The sequence below is a fragment of the Mycobacterium bourgelatii genome (genome assembly GCF_010723575.1).
Taxonomy (GTDB): domain Bacteria; phylum Actinomycetota; class Actinomycetes; order Mycobacteriales; family Mycobacteriaceae; genus Mycobacterium; species Mycobacterium bourgelatii.
Window position 1 is genome coordinate 489,176 of sequence record NZ_BLKZ01000001.1, and the last position, 16,516, is coordinate 505,691.

Sequence of the window (16,516 nt, forward strand, 5' to 3'; positions counted from 1 at the left end):
CAGCGCCGTTGCCGCAGGTGGCGCGATCGCGCAGATGAACGTCGCGGACGCGGGCAGTTCGGCTGCGTGCCGACGTGATCAGGCTGTAGCCGCGCTGCACTCGCGCTCACCGGGCGTTGGCAAATTCGTTCTGTAGCTCGCTGAGGTAGTCGTCGTAGGCGGCCATGACATCGTCGAGGTCGAGTTGTCCGGGCAATTCATCGGGTCGCTGGCGCGCGATCAGATAGTCCACCGTCGTGGCGACGACGCGTGCTTCGTCGGCATCGGGTCCCGCAATGCGGTCGACGACCTCGGGGTTGGCTCGCATCTCGATGGTGACGAGGTCGTCGTCCTGGGCGACGCGGATGAGGTACTCGTGATCGCCGAGAGCTTCGATGCCCGCCTGGTTATCGTTCATGTCCGGAACTCCTTTCGTGAGTTGTAGCCAAGTCCCGTGCCGTCCCAACGTTGCGAGGCGTCTGCTTGCCGGAGCCGCTGGTTGCCGACGCGAGGTGGGCCACGCACAGGTCGGGTTCAACCAACGGGTCCAGTCGGTCGACCGTCACCGGCCCCCGCATCCCGGTCAGTGCGCCTTGCATCAGGCCGAGGTGTAGCGCGCAGATCATGGTGCCGTGTGTATCGACCAAGTCGTGAAATGGGCAGTGGCGCAGCCGGATCGCTTTGGCACCCCGGGCCGGGGGCGGTTCGGGTTTGAATCCGAGGTCATCGAGAACATCCACCAGTTGGATGACGGCCTGTGTCTTGGAAAGTGCGCGGCCGGGACTTGGTTCGACGAGTGAGGGCCCCCACGAGCGACCAAGCTCGGCTGCGGCTGCGACGGGGTCATCCGTACTGCTGGCGAAATGATTCGTGAGAATGTTGGCGACCAGCCGGTAATTGGTCGGGCCGGCCGGGTCCATCCGGCGTGCGGCCCGGAACAGCACCGGTGGTCGTCCGGGACCGGCGGTGTCGCCGATGAGTTGCTCAACGCGCTGGGCACTTATCAGGGCGTCGAGATGGAAACGGACGGTGTTGGGATGCACGGCCAACTCGTCGGCGATTTCGGCGATGCTGCGCGGTTGGCTCGAATCGCGCAGCAGCTGCAGGATGACGTCCCGCCGTCCCGGCACTCCCGGCGCGCGCTTCGGCGCCGCGGTGCGCATCAGTGTCCCTGCGGGGGCAGATCGGCTACCAGCGGGGTATCCGCGTCAATTGCACCGAGTTTCGCCGCACCTCCGGGCGATCCCAGGGGGTTGGCCTGGCCCGGCAGGGTCTCGGTGAAGAACTTGGCGTTCTCCTCGGCGTAGGGCTGCAGTTCCGCGGGCAGGTCGTCTTCGTAATAGATCGCTTCGACCGGGCACACCGGTTCGCAGGCCCCGCAGTCGACGCATTCGTCGGGGTGGATGTAGAGCATCCGGGCACCTTCGTAGATGCAGTCGACGGGGCATTCTTCCACGCAGGCTCGGTCTTTGATGTCGACGCAGGGTTGTCCGATTACATAGGTCATACCCGTATATTACTCCAATAACCACTTGTAAAAATTATATAAATCGACGGGCGCTCTTGACGGTTGCCTTGCCCCGCGCTGCCAGCCGCTGATTGGGGATCGGGCCGTCATGCCCACCACGTTCGAAACCACGAACTGGGCGACGTTGTGGGGAACGTCGCCCAGTTCGCGGGGTGCCGGCCGTTCGCCGGCCTGTGCATCAAGCCTTGCCGTTGTTTCCGTTGTTGCCCAACAGGATTCCGCCAATGCCGCCGGTGCCTGCGGTGGCCCCGGCTTTGCCGGCGTTGCCACCGTTGCCACCGTCGCCGACGGCGACAGCGTCGCCGCCGTTGCCGCCCTTGCCGCCGGTGGTGGGACCGAAGCCGCCGGCGCCGCCGTCGCCGCCGCTGCCGGTGATGCCAGATTTGCCGCCGTTGCCGCCGGCGCCGCCGTTGCCTTGGCCGTTGGCGTTGGCACCGGATCCGCCGGCGCCGCCGGCGCCGCCCGAGCCGGCCAGCAGTCCGGCGTTGCCCCCGGCCCCGCCGGCGCCGCCCTGGAAGGTGGTGCTCCCGCCGGTGCCGCCGTGTCCGCCGGTGCCGCCCGCCCCGCCGGAGCCGAACAGCAGGCTGGCATTACCGCCGGCTCCACCGGCCCCGCCAGTCGCGCTGCTGGCGCCGCCGGAGCCGCCGGCCCCGCCGGCGCCGAAGGACAGCGCCCCGGCGTTACCGCCGTTGCCCCCCGCTCCGCCGTTACCGCCGTTAAAGGACCCGCCCGCTCCGCCAGTGCCGCCGGCGCCGAACAGACCGCCGTTGCCTCCTGCCCCGCCTTTGCCGCCGCTGCCGCCGGTCCCGCCGGTGCCGCCATCACCGAACAACCCGCCATTGCCGCCGGCCCCGCCCGCGGCCCCGGGCCCGCCGGCGCCGCCGACCCCGCCGTTGCTGAACAGTCCGCCGTTGCCGCCGGCCCCGCCGGCGCCCGTCGCGCCTTGGGCGGCGCCGTTTCCGCCGTTGCCGGCGGCCCCAAACAGCGCCCCGGCGTTGCCGCCGCCCCCTCCGGCCCCGCCTTTGCCGCCGGTGCCTATGCCTTGCCCCCCGGCACCGCCGGTGCCGCCGGCACCGTTCAGCAACGCCGAGCCGCCCGCGCCGCCGGCGCCGCCGACTCCGTTGAGGCCGTTGGCCAGGCCGCCGGCACCGCCGGTACCGCCGTTGCCGAACAAGCCACCACCGGCCCCGCCGGCCCCGCCATTGCCGCCGGCGCCATTAGCGTTGGTGTTGGTCGCCCCGTGCGCGCCGTTGCCGCCGTTACCAAACAGCCAGCCGCCGTCGCCGCCGGCGCCTCCGGTGCCCGGCGTTCCGTTGATGCCGTTGCCGATCAGAGGACGCCCGGTGAGGGCTTGCACGGGCTGGTTGATGATGTTGAGCGCGTCTTGCTGCAGCACGTGGATCGGGTTGGTGCTGATCGGAGCCCCGATCCCATCGGCGCCCAACAGCAGCCCGCTGATCCCACCCAAGCCGGCCTTGCCGGCGGTCGCGCCGGTGCCGCCGCTGCCGGCGTTGCCGCCGTTGCCGATCAGTAGCCCATTGCCGCCGGTGCCGCCGGCGCCGCCGGTGGTGATCCCGGCTCCACCATTGCCGCCGTTACCGCCGTTGCCGAACACTCCGGAGGCCCCGCCGGTCCCACCGGCGCCGCCGGTGGTCAGTGCTGCCCCACCGGTGCCGCCGGTGCCGCCCGAGCCGATCAGCTGGCCGGCTTGGCCGCCGGCCCCGCCAGTGCCACCGGTGGTGCGGCCCAAGCCGCCGGCCCCGCCGGCGCCGCCGTTGCCGAACAGCAGCCCGGCGTTACCACCGGCCCCCCCGGCCCCGCCGGCGGTCTGGCCGTTGTTGAACCCTTCGCCGCCAGAGCCGCCGGCACCGCCATCGCCGAAGCTGAACATGCCGGCATTACCGCCCGCGCCACCGGCCCCGCCGGCGCTGCCCAGGCTGCCGCCACCACTGCCGCCGGTGCCGCCGGCGCCGAACATGCCTCCGGCGCCGCCCGCTCCGCCGGCCCCGCCGGTGGTGCCCAGCGTGGTGGAAGCACCGGTGCCGCCGGCGCCGCCCGTGCCGCCAGTGCCGAATAGCCCACCGGTGCCGCCGGCCCCGCCGGCCCCGCCGTTGGAGCCGGTCCCGCCGTTTCCGCCGACTCCACCGTCGGTGAATAGCCCGCCGGTTCCGCCGTCGCCGCCGGCCCCGCCGGTGCCGCCGCCAAGGAAGCTGATTCCGCCCGCGCCGCCATTCCCGGCAGCGCCGAACAGCATGCCGGCGTTGCCACCGCGGCCGCCGGCTCCGCCGAGCGCGGCGCCGTCCGCCGCGGCGCCGCCCACGCCACCGGCACCGCCGGAGCCCCACAGCATCGCGTTGCCGCCCGCTCCGCCGGCGCCACCGGCCTTGCCCGCCGTGGTCGACACGCCCCCGGCCCCGCCGGCGCCACCACTGCCGAACAACCCGCTAGCCCCGCCAGCCCCGCCAGCCCCGCCGTCCGCGCCCGCGTTCGAGCTGCCCGACCCGCCGGCCCCACCGTTGCCGATCAACCATCCACCGGCACCGCCGTTTTGGCCCGTCCCCGGGGCGCCGTTGGCGCCGTTGCCGATCAGCGGACGACCGGTCTGGGCCACAAACTGACCATTGACGACATCCAGCAGGCTCTGCAGCGGCTGCGCCGCAGCCGATTCGGCCAGCGCATAGGAATTCCCACTGCCGGTCATCGCCTGCACGAACTGGGCATGAAATGACGCCGCCTGCCCACTCACGCTCTGGTACTGCTGCCCGAACGTCCCGAAGAGTTCCGCGATCGCCAGCGACACCTCATCCTGCGCCGCCGCCAGCACACCCGTCGTATGGATCGCCGCCGCAGCATTGGCCGACTCCAGCGTCGTGCTGATATTGGCCAAATCTGTTGCTGCCGTGGCTATTAACTCCGGCATCGCGGTCAAAAAGGACATGTCAGGGGGCCTCTCTCTGAGTCATGGCTTCATCGCCAGACCGCCGTCGATCTGGTGAGCTTTGGAAATTTGGGTGTTGGGCCCCTCCGGCGTGAACCGCCTCGGGGTTTGACTACGCCGACTAGCTGACTAAGCCGGCCGAATGTTCTGGTTGATGTGGAATACGTTGTGCGGGTCGTATTCCGCTTTGATTTGGCTGAGTCGGTCGTAGTTGGGGCCGTAGCTGGCTCGGACTCGCTCCTGCCCTTCGTCCATCATGAAGTTGACGTAGGAAGCGCCGGCCGAATACGGGTGGGTCGCGTTCCAGTAATCCCCAGACCAGCGCTTCAGCGTCGCCGCGTTGGCCGGGTCCGGGTCGACACCCGCGATGACCTGGGAGAAGTTGACGTCTCGGTGGGCGAACGCGGTGTCGGTCTGCCCGACCCGGTGAACCGCGCCGTCGATCGGATACAGATGCATCGTGGAGTGCATGCTCGGCAGTTCTTCGCTGAAGCGCGCGTGCGCGTCCACCGCGTCGTCGGCAATGGTCCGGAAGAAGTCGCCGCGCCAATACCATTGCAGCCCTTTGGGATACAGCGTGTCAAAGACACTTTGTAGCGCGGGATAAGGGGCCGCATGAATACCGTTCCAGGCCGGCTCCATCTGCCGTACCGGTGTGAACGCTTCGTCGGCTCGTGCGGGATCACCCGTGTAGCACCAGACCACCGCGCACGCCTTGTGCAGGTGGAAAGCCTCGGGGAAGGGCGGCCCCGGCGGCACGGTCATGGTTGCGAAGAACCCGTACAGATCTTCGTCTTGTGCCGGGAGGAAATCCCGGTACCAGCTGAGTATGTCGGTGGTAGCCGAAATCGGCCACGCCGTGGGGCCACAGATCACGTTCTGCATGGGATGCAGGCGGAACGTAAACGAGGTGACCACACCGAAGTTGCCGCCGCCGCCGCGTAACGCCCAGAACAGGTCGGCATGTTCGGACTCGGACGCGGTCACCTCGCGGCCGTCGGCCAACACGACCCTGGCCTCCAAGAGGTTGTCGATGGTCAGGCCGTGCTTGCGGGACAGGTACCCGTGACCACCCCCCAGGGTGAGGCCACCGACACCGGTGCTGGAAATGATCCCGCTGGGTGTTGCCAGACCGTATGCGTGGGTGGCGGCGTCCACCTGGCCCCATGTCGCACCGCCTTGGACGCGGGCAACACGTCGGTCCGGGTCCACCTCAATTCGGTTCATCGGCGACAGATCGATGACGATGCCGCCCTCGACCGATCCGAAACCGGGGCCGTTGTGGCCACCTCCGCGCACGGCCACCGCGAGGTTCGCGTTCCGTGCGAATTCCAAAGCGTTCGCGACATCTTCGGCGGAGCTGCAACGCGCGATCACCGCGGGCCGCTTGTCGATCATTGCGTTGTGCAGAGCCCGGGCTTCGTCGTAACCCGGGTCATCGGGCAGGATCACGTCTCCGCTGAGCCGGCCCCGCACCTCATCTATCGCCATGTTGGTCATCATGCCTCGACGCTATGGCGCTAGGTAGTCGCCAGTCATGACCACAACTAGGCATCTTTCGCCGCCCTCGGCGATAGTCAGATCTGACTATCGACCAGCTGGCCGAGCGACGGCTACCTTGTGGGTCATGGTGCAGTGGGTACCGCCGCCACTTCCTGCCGAGCTTGCTGCCCGCCGCGGTGGCCCCCTCGTTGGGCGCGCCGCCGAGCTCGCAGCGTTCGAGCAGGCCTGGGATCGAGTGGAACAGGGCAAGCGCCAGGCGGTGTTCGTCGGCGGTGAGCCCGGAGCGGGTAAGACACGCCTGTCCGCGGAGGTGGCCGGGCGTTTGTTCGACCACGAGGTCGCGGTGCTCGTCGGCAGTTCGACGGCCGATGCCAACATGCCTTACGCACCGTTCGCAGAGGCGCTGGACCGCCTGCTGCTCGCGAACGCGCCGGGTTCGCTGGCGGAAGCGTTGGCGGATGCGGGACCACAACTGCGGCGGCTGACAACCCAGGTGGATCGGCACCTGCCCGACCCCGCCCCGCTAGAACCCGCCGACGACGTCGATGCGCCGCGGCGTGCCCTCTTCGACGCGGTGACGGGCTTTCTGCGGCGGCTGGCAATCGATCGCCCCATCGCGTTGGTCCTCGAAGATATGCATTGGGCGCAAGTCCCGACCCTGGCGATGCTCGAGCACGTGCTCATCGGCTGCGCCGATGTGCGCATGCTGGTGGTGTCCACCTTCCGCACTACCGAACCGGACCGCTCCGAAGAGCTCGCCACGCGGATGGCCGATCTGCACCGCTTCGACGGTGTTCGGCGTATCGATCTCGGGGGTCTGGACACCGAGGCGATCGCCGAGTATGTCGGCCAGGTTCAGCAACTGGGCGTGCCGTCGGCGCGCACGGCCGCGGCGTTGCTGCGGGATCGAACCGGCGGCAATCCATTCTTTCTGACCGAACTTTGCAATCACCTGGCAATGCGCGGCGGGTGGGATGGGTTAGGCACGCTGAGTTCACAGCGGACCGTTCCGGCGTCGATCGGTGATGTGATCGCACGGCGGGTCCGCGGCCTCGGGGCCAGCGTCCGCAACGTCATCGAACAGGCGGCGGTATTGGGTGAAGGATTTGATCTGGCGGCCTTGATCGCCACCAGCGAGGCCGATCTTGCGGCGACGCTGGCCGCGATCGATTCGGCCGAAGCCGTGGGGCTGATCCGGGCAGTCCCGGGATCCGATGGTGAGTTCGCGTTTGTGCACGCGCTGACCCGCGAGACTGTGCTCGACGGGATGGTGGCCTCGCGGCAACGGATCATGCACGCTCGGGCCGCCGAAGCGCTGCAGGGTCGCGCCGACCCCGCGATTGTCCCCCGCGTGGCCAACCACTACCTGCTTGCGCACGTGCTGGGCTACCACGATCAGGCATATCACTTTTCACAGAAAGCGGCTCGACTAGCGGAGCAGAGCCTGGCTTACGAGGACGCGGCGAAATGGTACGAGCGCGCAGCGTCGCTTCCCGAACTGAGTCCCACGGACCGGGCCCGACTGAATTTCGGAGCAGCCAAAAACCACGTTCGCGCAGGCGATTTCGCGCGTGCCCGCGAAATCTACGAGCGGCTCAGCGCAATGGACGATCCACTCATCCGGCTAGAGGCGGCCGTAGGGTATGAGAACGCTTGTTGGCGTCCCGGGCTGGCGGGTTCGAAAGCAGCCGATCTGCTGGCGTCGGCGCTGGAGGCGTGTGGCTTGGACATCAGCGACTCCCGATATGTGGTGGCACTCGCCAGTTTCGGACGGGCGTTGCCGTTTGCCGGCGAGGTGGTGCGTGCTCGCGAAATAGGTAGTCGCGCCATCCAACTCGCACGAGACATCGCTGATCCGGCGGTCCTCGTGCATGCTCTGCACGCCAGCCTGTGGCAGAGCCTGAGCCCGGAGTTGTGTGACATCCAACTGGAGCGGACGGCCGAGCTCATGCGTGGGGCGCAATCGATTCGCGACTACGACACCCTTGGCTCGGTGTCGCACTTCCGCGCGGTGGTCACCTATGTGGTCGGTCGGCCGGACGACCTGGCCGCCGCGTCGGCCGAATTGCAGCGCGCGGTGCAAGCGTGCGAGCAGCCCTTCTTCAGCTTCATCAACGCGTGTGGCAAGCAGGCACTGACGTACTTGCGGGGCGACTTCGAGGGCGCCGAACAGTGGGTGGACATCGCGTTACGCACGGGCAAACAATTCGCCGCAGACGAGACCGAAGGCTCGTACGGGGCTCAAATGTTCATCATTCGCCGAGAAACCGGGGACCTGAAGCGATTCGCTGGGTTCGTCGACGGCAGCGAGACTTTCGCCGGACGATGGGTGCCGGGGTTGCTCGCGCTGTATACCGAGCTCGGCTGCGAGCGTGGCATGACCCGCGCACTCAATCACCTCATGAACCGCAATCTCAATGATTACACCGATCAGGCGCAGTGGCCGATGGAGCTGGTTTTCATGCTGGAAGCGGCCCTGGAACTGGGGAATCGGGAGGCGGTGCACGTGCTGCGCCCGTTCATGGCGCGCTTTGCCGGCAGGAATCTGGCGGCGGGACAGTTCGTTGCACTGTTCGGTAGTGCCGACCGATATCTCGCCCGGATCGCGGCACTTGCCGGACAAAACGACGCCGCCGAGCGTCTCTTCGCCGCGGCGCTGGAGATGGACCGGCGGATGGGCGCGACGGTTCATGTCGCCGAAACGCTGGCCCGGCACGCGCTCTTTTGGGCGTCTGTAGGTCGCGCCGACGAGGCGCGGAGCCTTGCCGACCAAGCTCGCGCGATCGCCGCGCCGATCGGCCAATCCCGCGTCCTGGATTTGGTGGATCCATTGCTCACCGCCCGCCCAGGGGCGCCAAAGGGCCTCGATAACTTGAGCGAACGGGAGATTGAAGTCCTGAAGCTATTGGCCGAGGGGCTGAGTAATCGCGCGATCGGCGAGCGCCTCTACATCAGCACCAACACCGCCGCCAACCATGTGCGCAGCATCCTCACCAAGACCGGTGCCGCGAACCGCACGCAAGCGGCCATGTACGCCACCGAGCACGAATTGCTCGGCTGAGACTCAGATATCGGAGAATGCGCCGTCCGGCATGATGCGGTCGGTTACCTGGACGATGGCATCGGCGGGAAGGCCGGCACGCGCGGCAGCGGTGCTGATGGCCTCCGGCGAGGGTGCCTCGTAGAGGCAGTACGTCTTTCGCTTGTCCGCCGACAGAAACGAGTACAGCCAGCGAACGTTCTCCTCCGCATTGATGCGATTGATACCGTCCACAGCTTCTAAGCTGGGTTCCAGCACCTCTGCGTAGTTGCGCTCGATCATGAATATCGGCACGTCGGACTCCTAGTTATCGCGCTCCTTCCCGTCAAGTTACAGGTAACAAGTACCGCGTGATAGTTCAATGGAACTAATTAATCATCGCGCTACAAGCCAGGATGGGGATGTGAGCAATTTTCATCCGTTGCAATGAAGTTCGACGATGCAGCAAGCTGCGACCCTCGCCGGCGCGTTAGCCCGAGGGTCGTTCGCGGCGGTGCCCCGGGTGCCACTCGCATAGATGGCGATTTCAATTGTTTGTCAGCACAATTCGCGCAGACGTGACTCGCCCGCCATCATCCGTTCGTAGGTGGCCGATGCCTGATCGAGCGGCATCACCTCGGTCATCGGCTCGACACCGGCGGACAGGCTCAACAGCGTTCCCGTGATGTCCGCCGCCGAAGATGCGGTTGTTGAGGCGGATGCCCCATGCGGTGGCGCCCCCATCCGGTCAACGATGTCTGCATGGTTATCGCCGACATCGAACCTCCCATCGTTCCGGCGGTCCCGTCCCTCTGGGACACGGTGCTGACGGACGGTCACGCCAGCTTGGTCAAGGCGCGCCACGTGTTTCGCTACCTGCCCTCTGCACCGCGATGCAAGGTTTGCAGCAATCCCTTCGGCGGCCCGGCCGGGCGTGTTTTCGCTGTTGCCGGGTTCCGTCCGTCACGCAAGAACCCGAACCTGTGCAGTCGATGTTGCGATGCCCTTCCGCCCGGCGGGGCCGAGGTCGACATTGCGGTGCTCTTCGCCGACGTCCGGGGGTCCACATCGCTCGGACAGGGCTGTGAGGCAAGCGATTTCGCAGACCTACTGAACCGCTTCTACCGTGCCGCCACGCAGGCGCTGCTGCGCCACGACGCCGTGATCGACAAGCTGATCGGCGACGAGGTGATGGCGTTTTTCGTCAAAGGCATCAGTGGGCCCGACTACCGGCGCCGCGCGGTCGAAGCGGGCCGGGAGTTGCTCAGGGCCGTCGGGTACGGCAGCGGCAAAGAGCCGTGGATCGAGGTGGGTGTCGCCGTCAACGCTGGGATCGCTTACGTCGGGAACGTCGGCCATGGCGTGGTCGACTTCACCGCCCTCGGTGACCCGGTCAACGTTGCGGCGCGGATGCAGCAACACGCCGCCGGCGGGGAACTGCTCGTCGCCGCCGGAGTCGCCGACGAGCTCCTGGCCGGGAGCCCGCGGCGCGCGCTGAATCTGCGCGGACATGCGCAACCGCTGAAGGCCTTTCTGGGCGGCGCTCAGGCCTGAGCCGCGTGGCGTATCAACGCAGTCCCCGCCTCGCGCGACGTCGGCGCAGGTTGCCGCGGATCAACGCGGCGAACTCACCGGTGGCCATCAGGAGCGGGCGAAAAGCCAATGACATGATCGTGTCGAGCGTCCCGAACGGAATGGCCGTGATCGTGATGCCTCGGCCGTATTCCAAGTGCCAGGAACCTGCCTCGATCTGTAAGCCGCGGGCATGACCCCGCTTCATCCAACTCAGATCGCCGGGCTCGTAGATGGTGGGAGCGATCTGGTCGGTCTCCAGGTCGTAGGTGAGGTACCGCCCGGCGAGGACCACCTTGTACACGTCAACGAAGTTGTATCGGCCGGTGTATCCGTCCGTGGCCGCGGGAGATCCGAAGATCAGGAGATACTCGGACAGACCCATGTAGAGGAACGAGATTTTCCCAAGAATCCCACCGGCTTTCGTGGCAATCCAACGCCGGCGCCGGTTCTCGATGAGGTCCGGGTACGTCGCGGAGAGTTTCTCGATCAGCGCGTCAAAGCGTTCGCCCGTCTCCAACGGGGCGTCGAGGACCTCACCGCAAATGCTCGCCAGTGTTTCCGGATCGAACTTGTAGGCCACGCAGGGGACGTTAGCGCAGTTGTGACAGCACCTCTTCGGCCAACAGCTCGAGATGTTCCAGATCGGAGAGGTCGAGCGTCTGGACATAGATCCGTTGCACACCCAATTCCCGCCACGGGCCGAGCTTCTCGAGGATCTCGGCAGGTGTACCCACCAGCGGGCTGTTGGAACGCATCTCGTCGACCTCGCGACCGATCACCCCGGCGCGCCGCGCCACCTCGGCTTCGTCGCGACCTGCGCAGAGCACGAAGGCGGCCGAGTAGACCATCGAGTCCGCGGGTCTGCCTGCGGCCTCGACCGCGTCGGCCACCCGCCGGAACTGCTTCTCGGCGACGTCCTTCGGCACGAAGGGGACGTTGAATTCGGCTGCGTACTTCGCGGCCAGTTCGGGCGTGCGTTTGGCGCCGGTGCCGCCGATCACGATCGGCGGATGTGGCGATTGCACCGGCTTGGGTAGGGCGGGTGAGCCGGTGAGCGTGTAGTGCTCGCCGCTGTAGTCGAACGTCTCGCCCGACGGGGTCGTCCACAACCCGGTGACAATCGCCAGCTGTTCGCTGAGCCGGTCGAAGCGCTCCCGCACCGAGGGAAACGGAATCCCATAGGCCCGGTGTTCGGCTTCGAACCAGCCGCTACCCAAGCCGAATTCGACCCGGCCACCGCTCATTTCATCGACTTGCGCCACCGTGATGGCCAGCGGTCCGGGGTGACGGAAGGTTGCGGAGGTCACCAGCGTGCCCAGCCGAATGCTCGACGTCTCGCGCGCTATGGCGCCCAGTGTCACCCACGAATCAGTCGGCCCGGGTAGTCCGTCGCCGCTCATCGCCAAGTAGTGATCCGACCGAAAGAAGGCGCCAAAGCCTAGTCGCTCCGCAGTCTGAGCGACGGCGAGCTGCTCAGCGTAGGTGGCACCTTGTTGCGGCTCGACAAAAACACGAAACTCGATGGGTCCTTCTGTATTTGCGTGCACTACAAGATCATTACACGCCGGTGGGCTTGCGGTTCGGGTCGTCGAACTTGACGCTGACGCGCTGGAAACCTTTGACGCGTTCCGCTTTGGCCTTCTTGGTGTACGTCTTGCGGTCAGCAGTCGTCAGGTCCACGTCGTCGGTGAACGGGGTGAGCAACGCACGCGGATAGAGGCGCTCCACCACCACGACGTTGATCTCGGCGCAGAGCACCAGCGTGGACGAGATCAGAAACAGGAAAGCCAGTAATCCGAGGACCAGCGCGAAGACGCTGTTGGTCGCGCTCGCGGACTTCACCACATGCCCCACGTAGCCGGCGCCGAACCATTGCAGCATCTGCCAGATGAATGCCGCCGCGATCGCTCCGGGCAACACCTGGCGATAGCTGAGTTCGCGGGCCGTCGTGAGGCGGAACGCGACCAAGCAGATCACCGCATTGATCGCCACCGCCACGAAAGCGACGCCGATCCTGCCGAACACGCCGAGCGACCCGGTCGCGTGGGCGATGCCGGAAATGAGAGTCGACGCGATGGCCGCCGAACCGAGCACCAACAGCAGCAGCAGGCTGCGCGTGCGTGACCGGAGCGGATCACGGCGCTTGTTCCGCGGCACCGCCCACACCGAGTCCATCGCGTTCTGCACCGCCTGCCCGACGCCGAGACCGCCGTACAGCGCGCCCAGGACTCCGACGACGACGGCCACGGTACCGCCGCTGAGGCCTTCGGGTTGCTGCAGTTGGCTACCGATGACCGGGAACTGGCTCAACGTGCCGTGCATGACTTGTGCCTGCAGGTCAGGACGGCCGGCGAGCAGCACTCCCGGGCCGGTGGTCAACAGCAACAGCAGCGGGAACAGCGAGACGAACGCGTAGTAGGTGATCAGCGCGGCGAGGTAGCCGCCCTGGTCATCGAGGTATTTGTAGATGACGGCCACGGTCAGTCCCACGGCGCGATTGCGTTGTTGCAGCCTGTCCAGCCAGCCGACCATCGCCGCTCACTTCATTCACACCGAAGCTGTCGCCCCTCCGAAGGGTTGCCCAGGTCATACCCCCATTCGTGGCGGCTCAACCGCGGGTGAAGTTCGGGTCGTGCACTCGGAACAGCGGCGCATGACCCGCAACAAACCTGATCATGAAATGCTCATCACATGGTGGCGACTCCCGAAACGCGGTATGCGCGGGACGGCGAAAATCACGTGGCCTACCAGGTCGTCGGTGATGGCGGAGACGGGCGGCCCGACGTCCTTTTCGTCCTGACCGCGACGTTTCCGATCGACCTGCTGTGGGACGAACCCGTCGTCGCCGGACATCTGCACAGGCTGGCGTCGTTCAGTCGGTTGATCCTGACCGACCTGCTCGGCGTCGGAAGCTCCGACGCGGTGGCGATCGCCGACCGTCCCGCGATGCAGTCCTGGACGGACGGCCTCATTGCGGTGCTCGACGCCGCCGGAAGCGAGCGGGCATCGGTGTTCGCAATGTCGGAGTCCGGGCTCCCCGCCATGGTGCTCACCGCGACTCACCCGCACCGCGTCAATTCGCTCATCCTCTTCAGCCCCTTTGCGTGTTACGTTCGCGCCCCCGACCACCCGTTCGGGATGCCGGAGCCGACGCTGGCGCGCTACATCGAGGTGTTCGAGCAGACTGTGGGTGCTGGTGGGGTGGTCGACGTCCTGGCGCCGAGCTGGTCGAATGACAGCGCAAAGCGGCGCTGGTGGGCGCGCGGCGAACGCCTTTCCGGCGGCCCCGGCTACTTCAAAGAGATCTTGAATCTATTCCTGCACACTGATATTCGTCCCGTAGTCGAAAGCATCCAAGCGCCGACGCTGCTGCTGCGGCGGCGTGGCGATCATCATGTGCGTCGCGAGCACGTGCAGGATCTCGCCGAGCGCATCCCGACCGCGCGGCTCGTGGAGCTCGACGGCGACGAAAACGTGTGGTTCACCGGCGATGCCGACCGCGTGCTCGACGAGATCGAATCGTTCCTCACCGGCGGTCGTAGCGCGACACTGTCGAACCGTGTGCTCTCCACGGTGTTGTTCACCGACATCGTCGGCTCCACCGAACTGGCCTCCCGGTTGGGCGACGACGCCTGGACCGCAAAACTCGCCGTCCACAACCGGATTGTCGAGCGGCAGGTGGTCGCCGCGCGCGGAAACGTCGTCAAATTCACCGGTGACGGCGCACTCGCGACCTTCGACGGACCCGTACGCGCGATCAACTGTGCGCAGGCGATCCGCGACGCAGTGGAAGAACTCGGCCTAACCATCCGCGCCGGGCTACACACCGGCGAAGTGGAGATGGCCGACACCGACGTGCACGGGATCGCCGTGCATATCGCCGCGCGCATCATGGCGCTCGCGGTACCTGGCGAGGTGCTCGTCTCGGGCGTGATCCCGCCGCTGGTGCTCGGCTCCCGCATCGCGTTCGCCGACCGCGGCCACCACCGCCTGAAGGGCGTTCCCGAAACCTGGCCCGTCCTTGCCGTGTGCGACGGCGACCGGCGCGCCGAAGGACAATAAACAGACACTCGACCCCCGTTGCGCGCCATGTCATGCTGCGTGAGTGTCCGCTGATCCGACAGGTCCGTCAGGTGCTGTGACGCCGTGCGGCGGATACGACGGCTGCTTTTGCTGAATCGCGAATTCCGTTGGCTCCGAAGGGTGTTCGATATCAGCTGCTTTGCAAGGGAAGGAACTAGATGACCGCCATCATCGACCCGACCAAGACGTCCCGCCTCATCGAAGAGCGGATCGCAAAGACAACCAATCCACGGCATCTGCTCATGCTCACCTCGATTTTTCGTCGAGGGTGATTTCGGTCGGACTTGGCGATGGGGTGCGTGGTGTCTGGGGTTTGTGTGGTTTAGGGCGTGTTGGGGTTGTCCCGTGTCGCCGGGTTGGCGGGCTTTCCCAGGGCCGGTGGTCTTTCGTGCTCGGTTGGTCAGCTGGGTTGTCGGTCAACCGAAGGCGGTGCGGATGTGTTGCCATGCGGTGGCGATGGCTGCGGCCCATCGCCAGGTGGCGTCGATGCGTAGTCGGGTTCGGCGGGCGCCGCGGGTGATGCGGGCTGCGACGTGCAGGACTCGGTAGCGGAAGGTAGCGATCTCGGCACGGGTCAGGCCGGGGTGGCCGGTGAATCCGATGAGCTGGCACCAGGTGACCAGATCGGCTGCGGCCAAGACGATTTCCAGCCAGGCGGCGTTGGCGTCGAATGCCTGACACGGCAGGTTGCGCAGGCCGGTGGCTTTGAGTTCGCGGATGCGGTCTTCGACGCGGGCGTGTTGGCGGTGGCGTAGTTCCAGACCTGCCACCTGGCCGGCGACCACACCGGGCGGTGTGTCGGTGATGAACGCGGTGACCCGCATCCCGTCGGCGTCGGTGAACCGCAACTGCGCACCCGGATGGGGCCTTTCCTTGCGCAGGATCAGCCGGGTCCCCGCCGCCACGATGACAGGTTGACCAGGTTGGTGGCCTCGGCGACCCAGGCGCCCTCGCGGATACCACCGTCGGTGTCGATCGCCGGATACCAGCACTGCCCGATGTTGAGAGTGTCCACAGCGTCCTGCACCCGCCAATCCACGGGTAGCCGAAGGAGAACCCCGCGCGGCGCGGCAGGCGTCGGCGAAGTCGTGGGTGGCCCCGGCGGTGTCGCAGCGCACCAGCACCGCCGGCTTGTCGGGGTCGTCGCGATGATCGGGGTCCGGCCGCCATCGCGCCGGCAGGCCGGCCAGTGCCTGCGCTAGGACACTGACGTGGTCAGCTGCGGTGTTGGAGCCCGCGCCACCGGGGCGCAGTAGGCCGGCCAGCGCTTCCCCGCCGGCGATCTCGGGGCGGTCCACGAAGGCCAGCAGCGGGTGGTGACCGTAGGTCTTTTTCCAGGTCGCCCCTGCCTTCTCCTTGTTATCGGAATGATCGAGGACCAGGGTGGCGTCGATGTCGATGTGCAACCAGCCACCCGGTGCGGGGGCGGCGCCGGCGGCCCAGGCCGCTGCGCGGGCCGCAGCCCGGGCGGCACGCACCCGCGGTAGGTGCGAAGCATCGATGCGCTCATCGATTAGCCGCCACATCGTGGTCGTGGAGGCTTTGGCACCCAGGACATGCTCACGGTCGCCGCACAGTTGTCCGACCGCGTCGATGCAGTCCGCCCCATCGGCGACCGCGGCAGCCAGATCAGCGAACACCTCCCGGGCGCATACACCCACGGGCCCCGGTAGGTATCTGCCAACGCGGCGGTGACCTGCGCCGATAACCCGCTGCGGTCCGCGAGCTCACGCACCATGGCCATCCCGGCATGCGACACGACACCATAACCGTCGGCGGAAACTTTCACCCGCGACCCGACCGCGATATTCTTCACCTGCGAGGTGCCTTCCCGCTGGAACGACTGAACCCGTAGAGAAGTCCAATTATTCCTTGCAGGACAGGCACTTTC

At 66.9% G+C, this 16,516-nt stretch carries 14 protein-coding genes; 3 read left to right on the forward strand and 11 right to left on the reverse strand.

The genetic code is table 11. From position 1 onward, the window contains the following. Nucleotides 1-106: 106 nt before the first annotated feature. The 5 genes from G6N68_RS02210 to G6N68_RS02230 form a co-directional block, all read right to left on the reverse strand. Nucleotides 107-397 carry a hypothetical protein gene (locus tag G6N68_RS02210; RefSeq protein WP_163707278.1) on the reverse strand — a complete coding sequence of 97 codons (291 nt, stop codon included), beginning with the start codon at nt 395-397 and terminating at the stop codon, nt 107-109. Continuing rightward, on the reverse strand, nt 387-1,142 hold the full coding sequence (locus tag G6N68_RS02215; protein WP_163707280.1) for a helix-turn-helix transcriptional regulator: 756 nt from the start codon (nt 1,140-1,142) through the stop codon (nt 387-389). The genes G6N68_RS02210 and G6N68_RS02215 overlap by 11 nt, the downstream gene beginning before the upstream one ends. Then, a complete protein-coding gene (gene fdxA / locus G6N68_RS02220; protein WP_163707282.1) occupies nt 1,142-1,486 on the reverse strand; it encodes a ferredoxin in 345 nt (114 codons plus the stop codon). Before fdxA ends, G6N68_RS02215 begins: the two co-directional genes overlap by 1 nt. Nucleotides 1,487-1,685: 199 nt before the next feature. Beyond that, nucleotides 1,686-4,445, reverse strand: a complete 2,760-nt coding sequence (locus G6N68_RS02225; RefSeq protein ID WP_163707284.1) for a PE family protein — start codon at nt 4,443-4,445, stop codon at nt 1,686-1,688. Nucleotides 4,446-4,574: 129 nt separating this feature from the next. Beyond that, on the reverse strand, nt 4,575-5,948 hold the full coding sequence (locus G6N68_RS02230; RefSeq protein WP_240355334.1) for an FAD-binding oxidoreductase: 1,374 nt from the start codon (nt 5,946-5,948) through the stop codon (nt 4,575-4,577). Between the two features lie 124 nt (nt 5,949-6,072). Between G6N68_RS02230 and G6N68_RS02235 the strand changes: the two genes are divergently transcribed. Continuing rightward, nucleotides 6,073-9,009, forward strand: a complete 2,937-nt coding sequence (locus G6N68_RS02235) for a helix-turn-helix transcriptional regulator (protein WP_163707286.1) — start codon at nt 6,073-6,075, stop codon at nt 9,007-9,009. A gap of 3 nt (nt 9,010-9,012) precedes the next feature. Here the strand turns inward: G6N68_RS02235 and G6N68_RS02240 are convergent, their stop codons facing one another. Continuing rightward, nucleotides 9,013-9,282 carry a DUF4242 domain-containing protein gene (locus G6N68_RS02240; RefSeq protein WP_163707289.1) on the reverse strand — a complete coding sequence of 90 codons (270 nt, stop codon included), beginning with the start codon at nt 9,280-9,282 and terminating at the stop codon, nt 9,013-9,015. Between the two features lie 243 nt (nt 9,283-9,525). Then, the gene (locus G6N68_RS02245; RefSeq protein WP_163707292.1) at nt 9,526-9,711 is read right to left on the reverse strand and encodes a hypothetical protein; all 186 of its coding nucleotides are present in this window, start codon (nt 9,709-9,711) and stop codon (nt 9,526-9,528) included. 18 nt (nt 9,712-9,729) lie between these two features. Here G6N68_RS02245 and G6N68_RS02250 point away from each other — a divergent pair, with 18 nt between their 5' ends. Further along, entirely contained in the window at nt 9,730-10,521 is a 792-nt protein-coding gene (locus tag G6N68_RS02250) for an adenylate/guanylate cyclase domain-containing protein (RefSeq protein ID WP_163707295.1), read from the forward strand. 13 nt (nt 10,522-10,534) lie between these two features. Here G6N68_RS02250 and G6N68_RS02255 read toward each other — a convergent pair whose 3' ends face one another. From G6N68_RS02255 to G6N68_RS02265, 3 genes are read right to left on the reverse strand one after another with little or no spacing between them, the layout of a single operon-like run. Next, nucleotides 10,535-11,122, reverse strand: coding sequence for an ERG2 family protein (locus G6N68_RS02255; protein WP_240355335.1), 588 nt, complete (start codon nt 11,120-11,122; stop codon nt 10,535-10,537). A gap of 10 nt (nt 11,123-11,132) precedes the next feature. After that, a complete protein-coding gene (locus G6N68_RS02260; protein ID WP_163718046.1) occupies nt 11,133-12,065 on the reverse strand; it encodes an LLM class F420-dependent oxidoreductase in 933 nt (310 codons plus the stop codon). A gap of 34 nt (nt 12,066-12,099) precedes the next feature. Further along, nucleotides 12,100-13,074, reverse strand: a complete 975-nt coding sequence (locus G6N68_RS02265) for a YihY/virulence factor BrkB family protein (RefSeq protein ID WP_163707300.1) — start codon at nt 13,072-13,074, stop codon at nt 12,100-12,102. 159 nt (nt 13,075-13,233) lie between these two features. Between G6N68_RS02265 and G6N68_RS02270 the strand changes: the two genes are divergently transcribed. After that, the gene (locus G6N68_RS02270) at nt 13,234-14,604 is read left to right on the forward strand and encodes an adenylate/guanylate cyclase domain-containing protein (protein WP_163707303.1); all 1,371 of its coding nucleotides are present in this window, start codon (nt 13,234-13,236) and stop codon (nt 14,602-14,604) included. 437 nt (nt 14,605-15,041) lie between these two features. Here G6N68_RS02270 and G6N68_RS02275 read toward each other — a convergent pair whose 3' ends face one another. Next, entirely contained in the window at nt 15,042-16,265 is a 1,224-nt protein-coding gene (locus G6N68_RS02275; protein ID WP_163707306.1) for an IS1380 family transposase, read from the reverse strand. Between the last annotated feature and the right edge of the window lie 251 nt (nt 16,266-16,516).